We start from the raw sequence: 16,525 nt of genomic DNA, 5'->3' as shown, positions 1-16,525 counted from the left end.
TTTCCTGCTCATCAGGCTCACCCCAGGATGCCAGCGACATGCTGGAACCACGCGACCAGCGGCGCCGGCAGATAGACGCCGGCGGCAAACACCAGAGCGAGGTGCGAGTACATCGGCACGTAGGACGCCTCGACCGGCGCCGTGCCGCCGCGCGGTTCGCCGAAGGCGAGGCCGGTCAGCCGCAGCAACAGCGCGCCGAAGGCGATCAGCAGCCCGAACACCAGCGGGATCGCCAGCCACGGATGCCTGGCGAAGGTCGAGCTGACGACCAGGAATTCGCTCATGAAGATGCCGAGCGGCGGCAGGCCGGCGATGGCCACGACGCCGATGACCAGCGCCCAGCCAAGCCCGGGATGGCTTTCGGTCAGCCCCCTGATCTCGGAGATCTTCTGCGTGCCTTTGACCTGCGCGATATGACCGACAGCGAAGAAGATCGCCGACTTGGTCAGGCTGTGCATGACCATGTGCAGCAGGCCGGCGAAGTTGGCGAGCGGGCCGCCCATGCCGAAGGCGAAGACGATGATGCCCATATGCTCGATCGAGGAATAGGCGAACAGGCGTTTGATGTCGCGGCGGCGATAGAGCATGAAGGCCGCGAAGATCAGCGAGGTCAGTCCCATCGTGACCATCAGCGGTCCCGGGCCGATCGCCTCCGGGCTGGCAGTGAGCAGGAGCTTGAAGCGCAACACGGCGTAGAGCGCGACGTTGAGCAGCAGGCCCGAAAGTACCGCCGAGATCGGCGTCGGGCCTTCGGCATGCGCATCGGGCAGCCAGGCATGCAGCGGCGCGAGGCCCACCTTGGTTCCGTAGCCGAGCAGCAGGAAGATGAAGGCGACGCTGAGCAGGGCCGGGTCGAAATGAGCCGCCTTTTCGATCAGCACCGACCAGACCATGGCATTGGTACCCTCGCCGACCACCGGCTGCGCGGCCATGTAGACGAGGATGGTGCCGAACAAGGCGAGCGCGATGCCGACGCTGCCGAGGATGAAATATTTCCAGGCCGCCTCCAGTGCTTCATGGGTGCGGTAGATGCCGACCATCAGCACGGTGGTCAGCGTGGCGAGCTCCACCGCGACCCACATCAGGCCGATATTGTTCGACACGAAGGCCAGGTTCATGCCGAACATCATGATCTGGTACATCGCGTGGTAGAAACGCAGGTTCGGCGCGGTCAGACGGCCGGTCTCCAGCTCATGCGCGATATAGGATGCGCTGAACACGCTGGTGGTGAAGCCGACGAATGTGTTGAGCACGATGAAGACGATGTTGAGGTCGTCGACAATGAGATATTGCCCCGGCGCCGGCCGCTCGGTGACGAACAGCGACAGCGCGGCGAGCAACGTGAGCAGGCTGGCGATGACGTTCACGATTGCCGTCATCTTGTAGTTCGGCAGTGCCGCCAGAATGGCCGCGGCGGCCGCGGGGATCAAAAGGATCGCGGCCACGGCATCGAAGGAGAAGGCGGTCATCGGCGCTCTCCGCGATAGTCGTCGAGGGCGCCGACATCGACCGAATCGAACCGCTCCCGGATGCGGAACAGGAAGACGCCGATGACGATGAAGGCGATCAGGATCGAGAAGGCGACGCTGATCTCGACCACCAGCGGCATGCCCTTGGCGCCGGTGGCGGCCAGCACCAGCCCGTTTTCCAGCGACATGAAGCCGACGACCTGGCTGACGGCGTTGCGCCTCGTGACCATCACCAGCAGCCCCAGCAAGATGATCGACAGCGCGAAGGCGAGGTCTTCGCGGGCGAGCGGATCGGCCTCGGGGGTCACCCTCAGCATCAGCACCATGGAGAGCGTCACCAGCCCGATGCCCGCGAGCATGGTCGGGCCGATGCCGACGGCGGTCTCGATATCGCGGTGGATGCCGAGCCGCTGGATGATGCGATGCAGCCCGACGGGGATGACGATCGCCTTGAAGACAAGCGCTATTGCAGCGGTGATGTAGAGATGATGCGCGTCCTGGATATAGGCCTGCCAGGCCACCGAGAGCGCAAGCACGACGGCATGGAGCGCAAAGACGTTGATCAGCGCGAACAGCCGGTCCTGGTAGAGCATCATGAAGGAGACCAGCACCAGGCTGCCGGCGAGCAGATGGGCGATGTCGAAGGTGAGACCGTTCATCACAGGCTCCGTGAGACGAACAGCAGGAGGGTGCCGAGCAGCGCCAGCATCAGCGCCGCGCCGAGGAAGTCCGGCACGCGGAAGACGCGCATCTTGGCGACCGCCGTCTCGAACACGGCGAGCAGGACGGCAAGGACCGCAAGCTTGCCGAGATAGGCGGCGGCCCCGAAGGCCAGCGCTTCCGGCCCCGCCCCGACGCTCGCCAGCCCCCACGGCAGGAAGACGCAGGAGATCAGCGACACATAGAGCAGCAGCTTGAGGAAGGTTGCGAGCTCGATCATCGCCAGATGGCGGCCGGAGTATTCCAGGATCATCGCCTCATGCACCATGGTGAGCTCCAGATGCGTGGCGGGGTTGTCGACCGGGATGCGCGCGTTCTCGGCGATCGCCACCATCACCAGGGCGATCAGCGACATGCCGAGCGACACGCGCAGCCCGACCTCGGACGAGCTCATGAAGGCGGCGACCGTCGAAAGCTGCGTGGCGCCGGCCACCAGCGCCAGGCTGAACACGATGAGCAGCATCGCGGGTTCGGCCAGCGAAGCAATCATCACCTCGCGGCTGGCGCCGATGCCGCCGAAGCTGGTGCCGACGTCCATTCCGGCCAGCGCCTGGAAGAAGCGCGCGCTGCCGAGCAGCGCGACGATGACGATGAGATCGGCGGTCCAGCTGAACTGGAGGCCGGCGGCGAATGTCGGAACCAGCGCCGCCGCGACCCAGGTGGCGGCGAAGATCAGGTAGGGCGTCACGCGAAACAGCCAGGATGCGTTGTCCGCCAGCACCACCTCCTTGCGCATCAGCCGGATCAGATCGCGATAGGGCTGGATCAGCGAAGGTCCCTGCCGCCTGACCAGCCTCGCCTTCACCTTGCGCACGAAGCCGATCAGCAGCGGCGCCAGCAAAAGCACCAGCAGCATCTGCGCGCCCTGCACGGCCAGCTCGAAGATCACGGCCATAGCGCAAGCACCAGAAGCAGGATGACGAGATAGAGGAAGACCAGCGTCAGATAGCGGCGGATGGTCAGGAATTGCAGGTGGTTCAGCCGTTCGGTGGCATAGTCGATCGCCCCGGAGATCGGCTGGTAGAACGTCTCCCAGGCCACGTCGTGCATGTCCAGCTTGAGGCGCGCCGGTTCCAGCGCGCCCGGCGCCGGCATTTCCACCGTTTCCCGAGCGCGGAAGGCGAAGCTGCCGAAGACTCGGCGGATTGGTTGCGCGAAGCTGACGGCCGTGTATTGCGCGGCGGGCGCGGCGTCCGCGAAGCCGCATCCCCATGCCGGGCCGCGGCGCAGCGCATGCGAGGCGAAGCGGTGGATGACGAAGGCCGCGAGCGATGCCGAGATGGTGATGAAGACGAACACCAAGAGGCCGTTGTAGGAGCTGCGGCTCTCGGCGATCGGCACGATCGACAGCCAGGGATCGGCTGTCTGCACCGGCATCCGGTCGCCGATGAGCGTAAGCGTCACCGGCGACAGGCTGTCGATGACGAAGCCCGGCAGAATCCCGGCGAGCAGGCACAAGACGGCAAGCACGGCCATCGCCGCGAGCGACCAGCGGTCGACCTCATGCGCCTCTTCCACCACCGTCGATCGCGCCCGGCCGAGGAAGGTGATGCCGAATGCCTTGACGAAGCACGCCGCGGCAAGCGCCGCCGCCAGCGCCAGCATGCCGCCGACGGCAGGCACGATCACCTTCAGCCCCCATTGCGGCAGGTCGGGGCTCTGCAATATGGCCTGGAAGGCCAGCCATTCGGAGGCGAAGCCGTTGAAGGGCGGCAGCGCCGAGATCGAGACGCAGCCGACGAGGAAAACGAAGCTGGTCAACGGCATGCGATGGATGAGGCCGCCCAGCCTCTCCATGTCGCGTTCGCCGGTCGCCGTCAGCACGGCGCCGGCGCCGAAAAACAGCAGGCTCTTGAAGAAGGAATGGTTCAGCACGTGGAAGAGCGCGGCGGTGAAGGCCAGCGCCGCGGCCGACGGCATGGCGTTCGCCTTGAAGGCAAGCGCCAGGCCCAGGCTGACAAAGACGACGCCGATGTTCTCGATGGTCGAGTAAGCAAGCAGCCGCTTGAGGTCTTTTTCCATCAGCGCGTGGAGGATGCCGAGGACCGCCGTCAGGCCGCCTATAAGAAGGACGACGACGCCCGACCACCAAGCCGGCGCGCCTAGCAGGTCGAACACGACGCGGATGAAGCCATAGATGGCGACCTTCGTCATGATGCCGCTCATCAGCGCCGAGACGTGGCTTGGCGCCGCCGGATGGGCAAGCGGCAGCCAGGCGTGCAGCGGCACGAGGCCGGCCTTGGAGCCGGCGCCGAGCAGCATGAGGGCAAGCACCGCGCCGGCGGCGAGCGGGCCTGGCTCTGCCGCCCGCATCGCGTCGAACGCATAGTTTCCCGCTGGTCCGGCCAGCAGGCCGAAGGCAAGCAGCAGCGCCAGCGTGCCGAAGCTTGCCATCACCAGATAGATGTAGCCGGCCCGCCTGTTCGCCTCGTCGCGGTGATGCGCCATGACCAGCGCCCAGGAAGCGAGCGACATGAATTCCCAGGACAACAGGAAGCTGAAGGCGTCGTCGGCCAGCACGACGAGGTTCATGCCGGCGAGGAAGGCCGGATAGAACGGCAGCACGCGATGCGGCTGGAGTTCGTGCCGCCCGTAGCCGAGGGCATAGAGGCTGGTGACGGTGCCGCCCAGGTTGACGACGACGAGAAAGAACGCCGACAGGCTGTCGAGGCGGAATCGGGCGCCGGTCCACGGCAGCCCCAGCGGCAAGGTGATGGTGGATACCGCGCCTGGACTGCCCGCGAGATGCCCTGCGACGATTACGAGCAGGGCGATCGAAATGGCGAGCGCCGCGCCATAGACAAGGCGCGTCGCCGAGGCGCGCCGGCCGACGGTTCCGGCCAGTATGGCTGTTGCCAGGAATGCCGCAGGACCGCATAGCAAAAGGGCAATGGTCGAGATCACGGCAGGCTCCCGCCGGACCCGGCATCGTCGGCATCGGATGCCCTGGCCGAGCCGAAACCGACCTTCAGCCGCACGCCGCGACCGCCGCCCTGGCTGACCGTGCCTTCTCCGATCAATTCGATGCCGGCCACCTCAAGCGCGGCGATCAGCTTCATCAGCGAATCGACATTGCCCCGGATGATCGAGCCGCTGGCCTCCATGCGCTGGATCGTCGGCACCGACAGGCCGGACAATTCGGCAAGCCGGCGCTGGTCGATGCCAAGCAGCGATCTGGCGGCGCGCAACTGCGGTGCGGTTATCACCGGCGACTCTTTTGATCAGTTCTGAGATATGAGGTCTACACGCTACAGCATACATTAAAAGGTTCTATCGTCAAGGATTGATGTCTCAAACATCTATCTTGATGGCAATGCATGGCGCGATCTGTGTTCTTTGCGGGCGGGAGCCATGGGATACTCAGAGGGTGGTGCGAGCCATCGCGAAGCCGGCGCATGGCAGCGCGTGCGCGCGAGCGCCGCAGAGCTGCTCGGGCCGTTCGAGCGTTGCGCCGCCGTCACGTGCCTGCAGCGTCTTCACCGCCGCTGGGGCGTCAATCAAGCCGCGCTGCGCTCGGCCATGGCCCGGCCAGATTGCCGGAAGCACCATGGGTCTTCAGCAGACGCGCGGCGATCAGCCGGCCCTATGGCCAAGGATGCCGTAGATGATCACCTCGAACCCACGCGCATCTGCCATGGCCACTACCATCGTAGAAAACCGCGATTCTCGGTGGGAGCGATCGCTGGGCTCCGGCGCCGGCGACTATGGCCGAGCCCAGCGCTCGGTTGGCACGTCATGGGAGGCGGCGAGCGCCCGTCACAGGCCGGAATGTTGCCTGACCATTTCCAGCCTTTCCGCCTCCGACAAGCTTTGGCGCAGTGCGAAGGCCTGTTCGGCATCGGGACCGGCGAGATACAGAACCCGGCCGGTGCCGTCGGTCGCCGCCGTGAAAATGGTCTCGGTGATTGACTTGGGGCTGGAATAATTGCCGCGTCGCGCGGTCATTGCCGCCATGACCTTGGACAGGGTGTTGCCATAGGCATGCTCACCCTCTGCGAATGTCTGTGCGAGCGATCGACCTGCGAAATCGGTGGCCACCCCGCCCGGCGCGATGACCTTGGCGCGGATGCCGAGCGGCGCGAGTTCGAAGGACAAGGACTCGGTGAAGCCGACCACTGCGAATTTGGTCGCATGATAGAGGGAGAAAAAGGGAAGAGTTATCAGACCGCCAAGCGAGGCGACATTGATGATCGTGCCGCTGCCCTGACGCCGCATTGCCGGCAGGACCTCGCGGGTCACGGCGAAGACGCCATCGACATTGGTGGCAAACTGCAGGCGAATCTGTTCGTCGCTCGCTGTTTCGAACGGGCCGAACAGACCATAGCCGGCATTGTTGACGACGACATCGATCCGGCCGAATTGCTCCAACGTCGCCGCAACCGCCGTCTTGACCGAAGCAGGATCGGTAACGTCGAGCGGCAGCACCGCAACGTGCTGATCTTGCGCCGGCGCAGCGCTGGCGGAAGGGTTCCGCATGGTGGCGGCGACGCGCCAGCCGCGTTCGGCGAAGAGATGCGCGGCGGCGTGGCCGATTCCGGTCGAGGCACCGGTGATCAGGACGACGGGAGAACCTTCAACAGACATGACATTGCTCCTTTGGCGAAAATTTATTCGCCAATCATTACCGAAAATTTATTCGCTTAACAAGCAAAAAAGATGGTCAGGACCGGATGCCATCCCAACAAAGCTGGAAGGCTATGGCACGGCTTTCGTCCGTGTCGGTGATCGCCCCCGCGCGAATCAGCCGCGCCGTCTCGCGGACCGAGCCGATGAACAGCGAGGTCAGGAAAGGTGCCGGCACATCTTTTAGCAGCTCCGCTCCCTGTCCCTCGGTGACGATCTGCATCAGCCCGTCGCTGAGCCGCGAGCTGTAGTCGCGGGTCTCATCGCTCATGAAGGAAGAGCCGACAAATTGCTCCATGAAGCTGACCTCGTCGTGCCGACGCAGGCGATGATCAAGCATTCTGGCCCATACGCTGCGCACTCTTGCCTTGAGCGGCGCCGTGGCGTCGACTTCGCCGCCATAGAAATCCACCGCGTCGCGCTTGGCGCGGCGGAAGACCTCGTTGAACAGCGCCTCCTTGTCGGCGAAATAGACATAGAGTGTGCTGGTGCCGATGCCGGCCGCCTTGGCGATTTCGGCCAGGGTCAGGCCGAACAGCCCGCGCTCAGCCGCCAGGCGACAGGTCGCGGCAATAACGGCATCCAGTTTTTTCTCGTCCTTGAGCTTCATGGTCGTCACAATAGCCGAACTATTTTTCGTTAAAAAGAGGGAATCGACGGCGAGGAGCGAGAGCTAGACGTCTGTCGTATCCATGGGGCGGCCCAAGGATGCCCCCCGGTAAGCGCCTGCCGATCCCTGTCAGCAAGCGCTGTGCGGCACCTGCTCGCACCACCTCGGCTCAATCTGCAACGAAGCGGATGTCTGCATCGGCAACGCAATAAGGCGCATAGCGGAAATCGCGGATGCGGACTGCCTCATCGCCGCGCCAGTCGATCAGCACGAAGCCGCGCACAGCATCGTCCGCCTGCGGGTTGTTGATCAGGATCGCCGGCTGACCGTCGACGAAGCCGAGCGACAGCGCCCAGTCGCTGACGCGGTCGTAGTTGCCGAAGTAGGTCGAGGCCTCCCTCTTGCCGCGCAGGCGGATGCGGTTGACGACGTCGAGTTGGATGTCTTCGGCAATCAGCGCCTTGACGCCATCGAAGTCGCGGCCGTTGAAGAGATCGATGTAGCGGCGCAGCCGGCGTTCTTCTTCCGGATAGAGCTTCGGGATAGCCACGTCGTCCGGCGCCGATGACAGTGCCTTCAGCTCGGCTCGGCCGCGATGCAGTGCCGCCTTGGTGGCGGCAAGCGTCGCGCCCGTCACCTCGCAGGTCTCATGCAAGTTGAGGCCGAGCACATCGACCAGGATCACCGCGCTGCGCTGCGCCAGTGTAAGCTGCATGAAGCTGCGCAGGCTGGTCGCCGCCGCAAGCCGCGTCTCCGCGCCGGCGGAGAGGTCCTCTATTCCGGTCATGTCGGCCTCGCTCATGCGCGAGCGCTCCCGCTGGCGGCGGCGCAGATGATCCTGCGCCGCATTGTGGGCGATGCGGAACAGCCATTGTTCGGGACGCTCGACCGTGGCGCCGCCGTCATGCGCAGCAAGCGCCTTCACCACCGCCTCCTGCACGATGTCCTCGCCCTCGACCGTCGAGCCGGCCATGCGGGCGGCGTAGCGGTGCAGTCTAGGACGCAGGCTGACGAGCATCGCTTCAAGCGCCATCCGGTCGAATTTCGCTGTGCTCATCGTTCTCGTTTCTCGCATCCGCCGCTACTGGGCCATACCACGCCGGTCAGGCCGGCACGGCCTCGTCGGCATTCGACAGCATATGATAGTTGCCGATGACCTTCGCCGGCGACCTGGCCAGCGGTGTCGAGCGCCGCCCGGCGTGATCGGCCACGAAGGCCTTGAACGCTTCGAGCCCTGTCAGTTCCGAACTGTCCTTGTCATAGCCGACGAGATGGACGAATTCGCCGTTCTCCAGTTCGAGGACAAGATAGCGGACCGATTGCGGCTTCGCTTCATCGAGCGCCTCGAACACCTTTGCCACCATCTCCCGGTTCTCGGCGATGCTGGTGTCCTTCACGCCGTAGCGGATAAGGTTGCAGTTCATTTGTCGTCTCCTGTTTGACGTATCCACGTGAGCAAGACGCTTCGTGCCGCCGAAAAGATTCTCATCGGCTCGCGAATCTTTTTGCTCGGGGCAAACGTCTTTGACGCGTAGAGGCCGCGCCCGCGGCCGCGATGAGGAGAGACATTGTGCATATCCAGTTTGCCGAATTGCCCGTAGCTGACCAGGACCGCGCCAAGGCGTTCTATACCGAAAACCTTGCGTGCCAGGTCATTGCCGATCACCCGATGGGCGATGGTGGCTGGCGCTGGGTCGAGGTGGCTTTTCCCTTCGCGGTCACCAATCTGCATTTCATCAGGCGCGCCAATGCGGTACCGAGCGCCGAGTCGGTGCTCGTCCTGGTCGACGATGATGTCGAGGCAACGGGCGCGTCGCTCAAGGCCAAAGGCGTCGAGATCGTGACGGAACCGCAGGAAGCGCCGTGGCAGCCGGGCCGCACCGTGGCCGAATTCCGCGACAGCGAAGGCAACCGCATGATGCTTGCCAGCAGATAGTTTGGCGGCATACCCTCACATCGTGTCGTCGGATCGCGGGTCAACCACGCCCGCCGCGACGCGCCCTCAGTCGCCCCATGAGGCGGTCGTCGGCGTTGTTAACCCCCTAGCTGTTGCAGCTTACGACAGGCACGCCTTGCGCCCTCACGGCATCTCTGGCGACATCTCTCTTTGTTGCCATCCCTGCATCGGCCAATGGATTCTGGTTTAGCAGGTGCGGTCGTTTCCGCCGAACGATTGGCGGAGGGTTCATTGACAGGCAACGAGGTTAGCGGTTTGCGACTGACTTTCTTCGGCAGGATTTTTTTGCGTAGCGGCGCAGGTGCTTCGAACTTGGCAATTCGGCTCTTTGCAATTTCGATGAATGCCCCATTCGGAAATGCCGCTAGATAGGCGCGATACATCGAGACATCGGATGTATCCTCGATCGATTTCCAAAATTCGAGCTCCGTCGCCGTGTTGATGTGTGGCTGATAGGGTTCTGCCGGAGACTGACTAGACGCGGCATCTGGGTTGAATGAGAACCCCGGCTCCACCAGGGATGAGTTGCTCCAGGGCACCTGCTTCCCAGAGGTGGCGTTCATGACGTCCAACCGGACGCGACGCATAAGGATTTCAATGTCGATCGAAGGAGTTTTTATGCGCTTCACGAGAGAGTCTGCAAACGGGCTATGATTGACGGCCCCATCGAGGGCGACGTTGCCGGGCTGTGTTGCAAAGCCGATAAAGACTCCCCTGCCAGCATCCAGGGCTCCCAGCCCCTTCCCTATGGCAAGGCCGCGACTTTGACCCTGTCCACTCAATTGTTTGACGAAAGGATTGTCCCGGCAGGCATCGAGAAGGACGATTGCGGTATTTTCCTCGGCCGTCATGACGGCGATAATGTCTTGCAGGCGCTCAGCCTCCAGAGCCAAGTCGGCGGGACGTTGAAGGGCGGCATCAACAGGCAATAAGTAGTTTTCGCCGTTCGCTTGGAGCCCGTGTCCTGCGTAGTAAAAAAGGGAGACGTCACCCGGCTGCAAGTTTCGCCTGAATTTTCCGATGAGTTGCCTGAACGTTGATGCCTCAGCGTCCAATCCGAGGGTGACCTCAAAACCTGTCTCTCGCAAAACCTGAGCGATCGCTTTGGCGTCATTCACCCCGTTAGGGAGCGATGGCGCATAGCGGTAGGCGGAGTTGCCGATCACAAGTGCATATCTGTGGCTGCGTTGACCTATTTGGGCTTCAGAGGCAGCCGGTGTCGACAAGCCGGCCAGAAAAAGAAGGCACGCGCACAACAAGCAAATCTTGGACATTGCGACGTTCCCGAGTAACGGAGAATATTAGCATCTGTTAAAGCGCGTGGGTACCCACGGCATGAGGCGGTCTTGCTTAAGGAAAGTGTCCAAAGTTGCCGGAGGCGGCCCCGTAGGAGTCTCCGCGCATCGTCACGTCTTGCGGGCGAGGATATTGAGACGCAGCGCAATCAGCGGGCCGTTCGCCTGATCGAGCATCTTGTGCGGCTTGGCCGTGCGGATCAGCTTGTCGCCGAGTTAGGTGCGCGCGCCGCGCCGCGCCGTCGAGCTGCATGTCGCGGGCGCGGATCTCACGCTCAGACCTGCGCCGCATCGAGCAACAGCTCGCCCCCGGCCAGCGCGTTCATGCGAGCCACCGACCTTCGCAACTCGGCCTCGACATGAAATCCTCGCCCTTTTCCGTGAACGCCTTCACCAGGTCGGGAATGCCCGACGTGGCGCGGCCCAGCACCTGCAGCCAGCTTCTTCCCAGAGGTCCGGGTCCTGCTCGGAGCCCGACAGGGCGACGCGCCTCGGCGGGAACTCTCAGCGCGCCGGATAAGCCAGCGTCAGGATTCTTGGGGAGACGGTGAAACGCACCGTCAGCCGCCGGCCGGATGACGTGACGGCTTCGCCCGATTCGAAATCGACGGCGATGTCCTCAAAGCCCAGCACGCGGCCGTCGAGCGGAAACGACGCCTTGTAGACCGCTTCCTTGGCGGCAAACAGAATGCGGCTGCCGATGCCCGGGTCGAGATCGCCCAGGCGGTCTTGCGGCGCGGCCACCATGGGCCGCAGGTCGGCAGGCAATGGCAAGGCAGGCTCGATGTCGACGCCGACGCTTCTCATCGCATCCGTGCGCGCGGCGACCGCCACGGCCATCTCGTCGTCATGCGCGATCGAACCGACGGTGCCCGGCGGCCAAATCGGATTTCCCAAGCCGCCGCGCGACACCGCGATATCGGCAGAGCCCAAACGTCCCAGCAATTCGTGCGCGATCCTGCGGCCCGCTCCGCTGGCAGCGCGGGCTTTGTGCTCGCGTGTGGCGATTGAGGCGCGTTCCGCCGGCACGAGATATCGTTCATCCCCCATCTCAATGCGACGGCAGCCGGTCAGCAGACCGGGTGGCGCAAAGCTGACCAGCGCCCGATCCACGGCGATGGCAAGCAGCGTGCTGTCCGACCGGGCGTGCACGCGCTATCGGCTCAATTCAAGCACGGCGATCATGTCGTCGTCCTCGTCAAATCCCTGCTCCACGAAACCGAAGCCGGCATAAAGGCGACGAGCGGCCTCATTGTTCGGCTCGTAGCAAATCGCAACGCGGTGGATATGGCCAAGGCGCGCAATCTGTTCCAGCACTTTGGCGACCGCGGCACGGCCCAGGCCCTTGCCCTGCTCGCGGCGGTCGATCATGAAGCGGTAGATGGTTGCCTCGTCATCGTCGTCCGGGGCGCTGTACATCAGGAATCCGACGACGTGTCCGGCCGCGACGACGGCGCGGGCAATGGCTTCGTCGTCCTCTTCGGCTTCTTCAAGCGAGTCGGCATTGGAGGCGACAAAGTCTTGCTGCTCAGGCAGCAGCTCTAGCTCCTGGACCGCCCGCCGGTTACCCTCGCCGACGGGTTCCAGGACCACCGACGGGTCGCGCGTCCATGCGGCAGGCGTCACCGTTCCTGCCCAATCTTGATCGCGCCGGCATCGATCGGCGTCACGACGCCATAGAGCTTCGCCGGGTTGCCCCGCCAGATCGTGTTCGGTTCCAGCACTTCGCCCTTCATCACGAAGCAGTCGACATCCGCGACGGATCCCTTGCCCATCACCACCGCGTAGTGGACGAAGGCGGCCGGCGCGAGCGTGCAGCCGTCGCCGATGCGGATGTAGTCGGACTTGAATGCCCCTTCCTCCAGCGAGTGCGCCTGGATGACGCAGCCCTCGTTGAGCGTCACGTCGTCGCCGATCTCCACCAGCGACCGTTCGGTTATGATGCTTCCTCCGTCATAGAGGCGCCGCCCGACCTTCACACCGATCAGCCGCAGGATGAGCGGCCTGAACGGGGTACCGGTGAACAGGCCCATGATCGGTGAATCCGACAATTTCCAATGGCGCTCGTGCCGCCAGAAGACAGGGTCGTAGATCGTGGCCATTCGCGGCTTCAGCCGGCGGAAACCGAGGCTGACACGTTCGAGGAAGATGTAGAACGGAATTGCGATGACCGAGGTCAGCACCACCGCCACGAACAGGGCGGTCTGAGCCCACTCGCTATAGTAGTTCAGCGCCCGGTCCCAGATGGCGAGCGTCAGGAACAGGATCAGCCATTGCGCGGCCACGAACAGCAGCGCGGTCACCAGATTGTGGAGGTTCTTCAGCGGCAGGCGGCGGTGGCGCTCCCTGTCGGAAATCAGTCCGAGAAGTTCCTTGTCGCGATTGACCATCCGTGGGATTTCGAAGGGCGGCGAGCCCAGCAGCCCGACATTTTCCCGGACGGGGCCATCCACCGGGACATGGACCTTCGTGCCGAGCAGGACATTGTCGCCCGTGCGCGAATCCGGTGAATAGATGATGTTGTTGCCGAAGAAGTTGCGTTCGCCGACCCGCGTGTGCTCGAGGCGGAAAGAGTTGGCCGACTTCTGCATGTTGACCATGAACAGGCCGTCGGACACCATCGTATGCGAGCCGATCTCGCTCAGTTGCGGATTCTCGTGCCGCTGGTTGGTGCCGAAGTTCGAGCCGGTCTGATCCACCTTGTTCAGCCGCCAGCCGATGGCGCGCAGATAGTAGACGACGGCCGAGCTGTCGCCGAACAGGACGTTCAGCAGCCGCACGTTGCTGACCAGCTCCAGCATCGATTGCAGCCAGTAGTGAAAGCCGTAGAGCGAATAGTTTCGGCCGGGCTTCAGCATCAGGTTGAACAGCCGCGGCACGATCGCCGCCAACAGCACGCCGCCGATGATGAAGCCCGCCACCGTGACCGTGGTGCCGATCGCCACGATGCCGATGGTCTCCTGGTAGTCGTCGCCGACATTTTCCCAGTAGGTGTGGAACAGGAGCGGGAACGGCGTGACAACAGCGAAGAGGATGAAGAGCTGGATCGCCTCGTAGATGAACCGGCGCACCCTCGACAGCGGGACATTGGGGACCGTGCAATAGTTCGCCTCGGTCGGGATCGCCGGCGATCCGTGCCACCGTTCGCCGGCCGGAATGACCTGTCCGCGATGCAGCGAGGAGGCGTGGCCGAGCTGCGCGCCGTTGCCCATGCGCGTGTCGATGTCCAGGGTCGAGCCGACGCCGATGAAAGCGTCGTTGCCGATGTCGACGGCGCCGGTATGGATGTAGCCGGCCTGGGCGCGGAAGCCGAGGATCATCGAATCCTTGCGCAGGATCGAGTTGTCGCCGATCGTGATCAAGTCGGTGCAGACCGGAACCGAGCGGCATTCGATGACCGTGCGATTGCCGAGCCGCGCGCCGAGCAGGCGCAGATAGAGGCTGTAGAGCGGGCTGCCGCGGAACAGGACGACCGGCGCCGAGCGGACCAGCGTCTTGACGATCCAGAAGCGATAGTACCGCCAGCCCCAGATCGGGAACGTCTCGGCCTTCCAGCGGCCGACCAGCAGCCATTTGGCGACGATGGCGAAGCCGCTGAGCCCGAAGAACACGCCGGCGGATAGAAGAACGCAGCGCAGATAGAGGAGCAGCGGGTCGTCAAGCGCGTCATAGACCCAGTTGAGGCCGTCATTGATCACCCACAGCGCGACATAGCTGTAGACCGCGTAAAACAGCAGCTGGCCGAACCCCGTCCCCCAATAGGCAAGGTTGGAGGCGCGATGCGTCAGCATGGGCTCGCTTGCGGCAACCGCAGCCATCTGCGGCGCGCGCAGGTGATCGGCGAGCTTCGCGACCGTGGGGTGCAGGTAGATGTCGCGCATGGAGGTCGTAGACCAGGTCGTGCGGGAACGGATGCGCGCGCAGAACCGGGCCATCAAAAGCGAGTTCGCGCCGAGATCGTCGAAGAAGTGGTCCTCGATGGAGATGTCCTCGAATTTCAGCACGTCCGCCAGCGTGTCGACGAGAAACTTCTCGTCCTCGTTGCGGGGGTCGATCATCGCATGGCCGGCGGCGACGCGCGCGCTGGTCGGCTTCGGCAATTTCCGCAGGTCGACCTTGTTAGAGACCGTCATCGGGATGGCGGGCAACTGTTCCAGATAGGCCGGAACCATGTAGTCGGGCAGCCGTCGCTTCAGCTCCTGCACGAGCATTGTGCGATCCACTGCCTCCGCGCCGCTCTTGCGTGCGTAGTAGCCGACCAGCTCCGTGCGTTCGGGTTCGATCTCCCATGTCGTGACCGCCGCTTGCGCGATGCCCGGCTGATCCAGCAGCACGGCCTCGATCTCGCCCAGCTCGATGCGATAGCCGCGGATCTTCACCTGTGTGTCGATGCGGCCGTGATATTCGATCTCGCCTTTGTCGTTGATGCGGCCAAGGTCTCCCGTTCGATAGATACGGCCGCTTGGATTGTTCGGCACGCCGATGAAATCAGGGATGAATTTCTCGTCGGTCAGTTCCGGCCGGTTGAGATAGCCGACCGCCACGCCCATGCCGCCGATGCAGATTTCGCCGAGCTCATCGCCGCTGAGCACCTGCGGCTTTTTCGGGTCGAGAATGGCTATCGAATAGGTAGGCAGCGGCCGGCCGATCGTCACCGGTTCGTCTGGCGTCAGCAAGGCCATGGTCGCGGTGACGGTCGCTTCCGTCGGGCCATAGGTGTTCAGGATCTGGCGGCCGGGCTTGGCCCAGCGGACCACGAGCTTGTGCGAGCAGGCCTCGCCGCCGACTAGGATCGCGCGCAGGCTTGGCGCGTCGCTCTCGATCGACGACAGCAGCGTCGGGCTGCACGCCATGCACGTGATGTCATGATCGCGCAGGAAACCGGCCAGCTCCTCGCCCACGAGAGGCTGCTGGCCGGCCGCCGGCACGACGGTCGCGCCGGCGGCGAACGGCACCCAGATCTCCTCCGAGGAGAAGTCGAAGGCGATGGTCATGCCTTGGTACACCCGGTCGCCGGGCCGGTAGCCGTAGGACGCCGCGGCGACGCGGATGAAGTTGCAGAAGCTCTGATGGGTGATGACGACACCCTTCGGCTTGCCCGTGGTGCCCGACGTGTAAAGGATGTAGCAGGTCTGATCCTGGCTGGTATCCGGCAAGGGCGCCGTTTCCGGCTGAAGCGCGATTTCTGATTCCGCGGAGTCGATCGAGATATGCGGAACCGGCAGGCGCGCCACGCGCGCCGCATAGCCGGAGACGCTGATCACCATCGTGACATTGGCGTCCTCGATGATCATCACCATGCGATCTTCGGGGAACGCGGTGGCGAGCGGCACGAAAGCCGCCCCGGCCTTCAGCACCGCCAGCATGGCGATATAGGTTTCGGCGGAGCGGTCCAGCAGAAGGCCGATCCTGTCGCCCGGCTTCACGCCGCGCTCGATCAACAGATGCGCAAACTGGTTGGCGCGGTTGTTCAGCTCGCGATAGGACCAGGGCCGGCCGTGGGAAATGACCGCCGGCGCGGCATCGAAACGGCTCGCCAGATCGCCGAAGAAGCGGTCGAGCCGCTCATGCGGCTCGCCCTTTTGGATGAAATCGGCGCCGATGAGGATCTGGTGGCGGGCGGGCGATCCTGCCGTTGCCTTGGCCAGGCGGGAGTTTTGCCGGATGGGCTTGGTTGCTTCAGTGACAGACATTGGGGACCCCGCGAGCTCGTATTCGCTCGCACATGCCGTGATTGTAAAAGACAATAAGTTGATGATGTCGGACCAGTTGTCCCCTCGTGGCCGACCGGCTTGGCCGGGCGTGTCGGAACGGAGCTGGACCGAATTCCGCGAGCCCTATGCTGCTGCTC

General features: G+C 63.8%; 15 protein-coding genes and 1 pseudogene. 1 reads left to right on the top strand and 15 read right to left on the bottom strand.

The features are described 5' to 3' along the window. Nucleotides 1-17 precede the first annotated feature (17 nt). The 10 genes from EN853_RS09405 to EN853_RS09365 form a co-directional block, all read right to left on the bottom strand. The gene (locus tag EN853_RS09405) at nucleotides 18-1,469 is read right to left on the bottom strand and encodes a hydrogenase 4 subunit F (RefSeq protein ID WP_127859370.1); all 1,452 of its coding nucleotides are present in this window, start codon (nucleotides 1,467-1,469) and stop codon (nucleotides 18-20) included. Continuing rightward, a complete protein-coding gene (locus tag EN853_RS09400; protein WP_059186827.1) occupies nucleotides 1,466-2,128 on the bottom strand; it encodes a hypothetical protein in 663 nt (220 codons plus the stop codon). The genes EN853_RS09405 and EN853_RS09400 overlap by 4 nt, the downstream gene beginning before the upstream one ends. Next, nucleotides 2,128-3,084, bottom strand: coding sequence for an NADH-quinone oxidoreductase subunit H (locus tag EN853_RS09395; protein WP_127859371.1), 957 nt, complete (start codon nucleotides 3,082-3,084; stop codon nucleotides 2,128-2,130). The genes EN853_RS09400 and EN853_RS09395 overlap by 1 nt, the downstream gene beginning before the upstream one ends. Further along, the gene (hyfB, locus tag EN853_RS09390; protein ID WP_167524438.1) at nucleotides 3,075-5,090 is read right to left on the bottom strand and encodes a hydrogenase 4 subunit B; all 2,016 of its coding nucleotides are present in this window, start codon (nucleotides 5,088-5,090) and stop codon (nucleotides 3,075-3,077) included. Before hyfB ends, EN853_RS09395 begins: the two co-directional genes overlap by 10 nt. Beyond that, nucleotides 5,090-5,395 (bottom strand): helix-turn-helix transcriptional regulator, encoded by a 306-nt coding sequence (locus EN853_RS09385; RefSeq protein ID WP_127859373.1) that lies wholly within the window; start codon nucleotides 5,393-5,395, stop codon nucleotides 5,090-5,092. The genes hyfB and EN853_RS09385 overlap by 1 nt, the downstream gene beginning before the upstream one ends. Nucleotides 5,396-5,549: 154 nt before the next feature. Continuing rightward, nucleotides 5,550-5,690, bottom strand: a complete 141-nt coding sequence (locus EN853_RS33885) for a hypothetical protein (RefSeq protein ID WP_167524428.1) — start codon at nucleotides 5,688-5,690, stop codon at nucleotides 5,550-5,552. A gap of 255 nt (nucleotides 5,691-5,945) precedes the next feature. Beyond that, nucleotides 5,946-6,773 (bottom strand): SDR family oxidoreductase, encoded by an 828-nt coding sequence (locus tag EN853_RS09380; protein ID WP_127859374.1) that lies wholly within the window; start codon nucleotides 6,771-6,773, stop codon nucleotides 5,946-5,948. A 76-nt stretch (nucleotides 6,774-6,849) separates the two neighbouring features. Beyond that, entirely contained in the window at nucleotides 6,850-7,422 is a 573-nt protein-coding gene (locus EN853_RS09375; protein ID WP_127859375.1) for a TetR/AcrR family transcriptional regulator, read from the bottom strand. Between the two features lie 169 nt (nucleotides 7,423-7,591). Then, nucleotides 7,592-8,479, bottom strand: a complete 888-nt coding sequence (locus EN853_RS09370; RefSeq protein WP_127859376.1) for an RNA polymerase sigma factor — start codon at nucleotides 8,477-8,479, stop codon at nucleotides 7,592-7,594. 46 nt (nucleotides 8,480-8,525) lie between these two features. Continuing rightward, nucleotides 8,526-8,846, bottom strand: a complete 321-nt coding sequence (locus EN853_RS09365; protein WP_245516880.1) for a hypothetical protein — start codon at nucleotides 8,844-8,846, stop codon at nucleotides 8,526-8,528. A gap of 146 nt (nucleotides 8,847-8,992) precedes the next feature. On the opposite strand from EN853_RS09365, the gene EN853_RS09360 reads away from it, so the two are divergent. Further along, nucleotides 8,993-9,358, top strand: coding sequence for a VOC family protein (locus EN853_RS09360; RefSeq protein WP_127859377.1), 366 nt, complete (start codon nucleotides 8,993-8,995; stop codon nucleotides 9,356-9,358). Between the two features lie 98 nt (nucleotides 9,359-9,456). Here the strand turns inward: EN853_RS09360 and EN853_RS09355 are convergent, their stop codons facing one another. The 5 genes and pseudogenes from EN853_RS09355 to EN853_RS09335 form a co-directional block, all read right to left on the bottom strand. Beyond that, nucleotides 9,457-10,653, bottom strand: a complete 1,197-nt coding sequence (locus tag EN853_RS09355; RefSeq protein WP_127859378.1) for a caspase domain-containing protein — start codon at nucleotides 10,651-10,653, stop codon at nucleotides 9,457-9,459. Nucleotides 10,654-10,788: 135 nt separating this feature from the next. Next, nucleotides 10,789-11,157 (bottom strand): annotated as a pseudogene (locus EN853_RS34520) (FAD-binding dehydrogenase); the annotation flags it as partial. Nucleotides 11,158-11,178: 21 nt separating this feature from the next. Beyond that, a complete protein-coding gene (locus EN853_RS09345; protein WP_245516879.1) occupies nucleotides 11,179-11,787 on the bottom strand; it encodes a 4'-phosphopantetheinyl transferase superfamily protein in 609 nt (202 codons plus the stop codon). A gap of 42 nt (nucleotides 11,788-11,829) precedes the next feature. Further along, nucleotides 11,830-12,300, bottom strand: coding sequence for a GNAT family N-acetyltransferase (locus tag EN853_RS09340; RefSeq protein WP_245516878.1), 471 nt, complete (start codon nucleotides 12,298-12,300; stop codon nucleotides 11,830-11,832). Further along, entirely contained in the window at nucleotides 12,297-16,367 is a 4,071-nt protein-coding gene (locus tag EN853_RS09335; protein WP_127859379.1) for a Pls/PosA family non-ribosomal peptide synthetase, read from the bottom strand. Before EN853_RS09335 ends, EN853_RS09340 begins: the two co-directional genes overlap by 4 nt. Nucleotides 16,368-16,525: the final 158 nt, after the last annotated feature.

This window comes from Mesorhizobium sp. M1C.F.Ca.ET.210.01.1.1 (genome assembly GCF_004791585.1).
In the GTDB taxonomy this organism is placed as follows: Bacteria; Pseudomonadota; Alphaproteobacteria; order Rhizobiales; family Rhizobiaceae; genus Mesorhizobium.
The sequence above is the reverse complement of the archived record's forward strand: the minus strand, read 5'-3'. Positions and strand labels throughout refer to the sequence as shown.

What these genes read in the sequence shown, in the direction of transcription:
- EN853_RS09405 (WP_127859370.1), bottom strand. Translation starts at nt 1,469, where the DNA reads ATGACCGCCTTCTCCTTCGATGCCGTGGCCGCGATCCTTTTGATCCCC.
- EN853_RS09400 (WP_059186827.1), bottom strand. Translation starts at nt 2,128, where the DNA reads ATGAACGGTCTCACCTTCGACATCGCCCATCTGCTCGCCGGCAGCCTG.
- EN853_RS09395 (WP_127859371.1), bottom strand. Translation starts at nt 3,084, where the DNA reads ATGGCCGTGATCTTCGAGCTGGCCGTGCAGGGCGCGCAGATGCTGCTG.
- EN853_RS09380 (WP_127859374.1), bottom strand. Translation starts at nt 6,773, where the DNA reads ATGTCTGTTGAAGGTTCTCCCGTCGTCCTGATCACCGGTGCCTCGACC.
- EN853_RS09375 (WP_127859375.1), bottom strand. Translation starts at nt 7,422, where the DNA reads ATGAAGCTCAAGGACGAGAAAAAACTGGATGCCGTTATTGCCGCGACC.
- EN853_RS09370 (WP_127859376.1), bottom strand. Translation starts at nt 8,479, where the DNA reads ATGAGCACAGCGAAATTCGACCGGATGGCGCTTGAAGCGATGCTCGTC.
- EN853_RS09365 (WP_245516880.1), bottom strand. Translation starts at nt 8,846, where the DNA reads ATGAACTGCAACCTTATCCGCTACGGCGTGAAGGACACCAGCATCGCC.
- EN853_RS09355 (WP_127859378.1), bottom strand. Translation starts at nt 10,653, where the DNA reads ATGTCCAAGATTTGCTTGTTGTGCGCGTGCCTTCTTTTTCTGGCCGGC.
- EN853_RS09335 (WP_127859379.1), bottom strand. Translation starts at nt 16,367, where the DNA reads ATGTCTGTCACTGAAGCAACCAAGCCCATCCGGCAAAACTCCCGCCTG.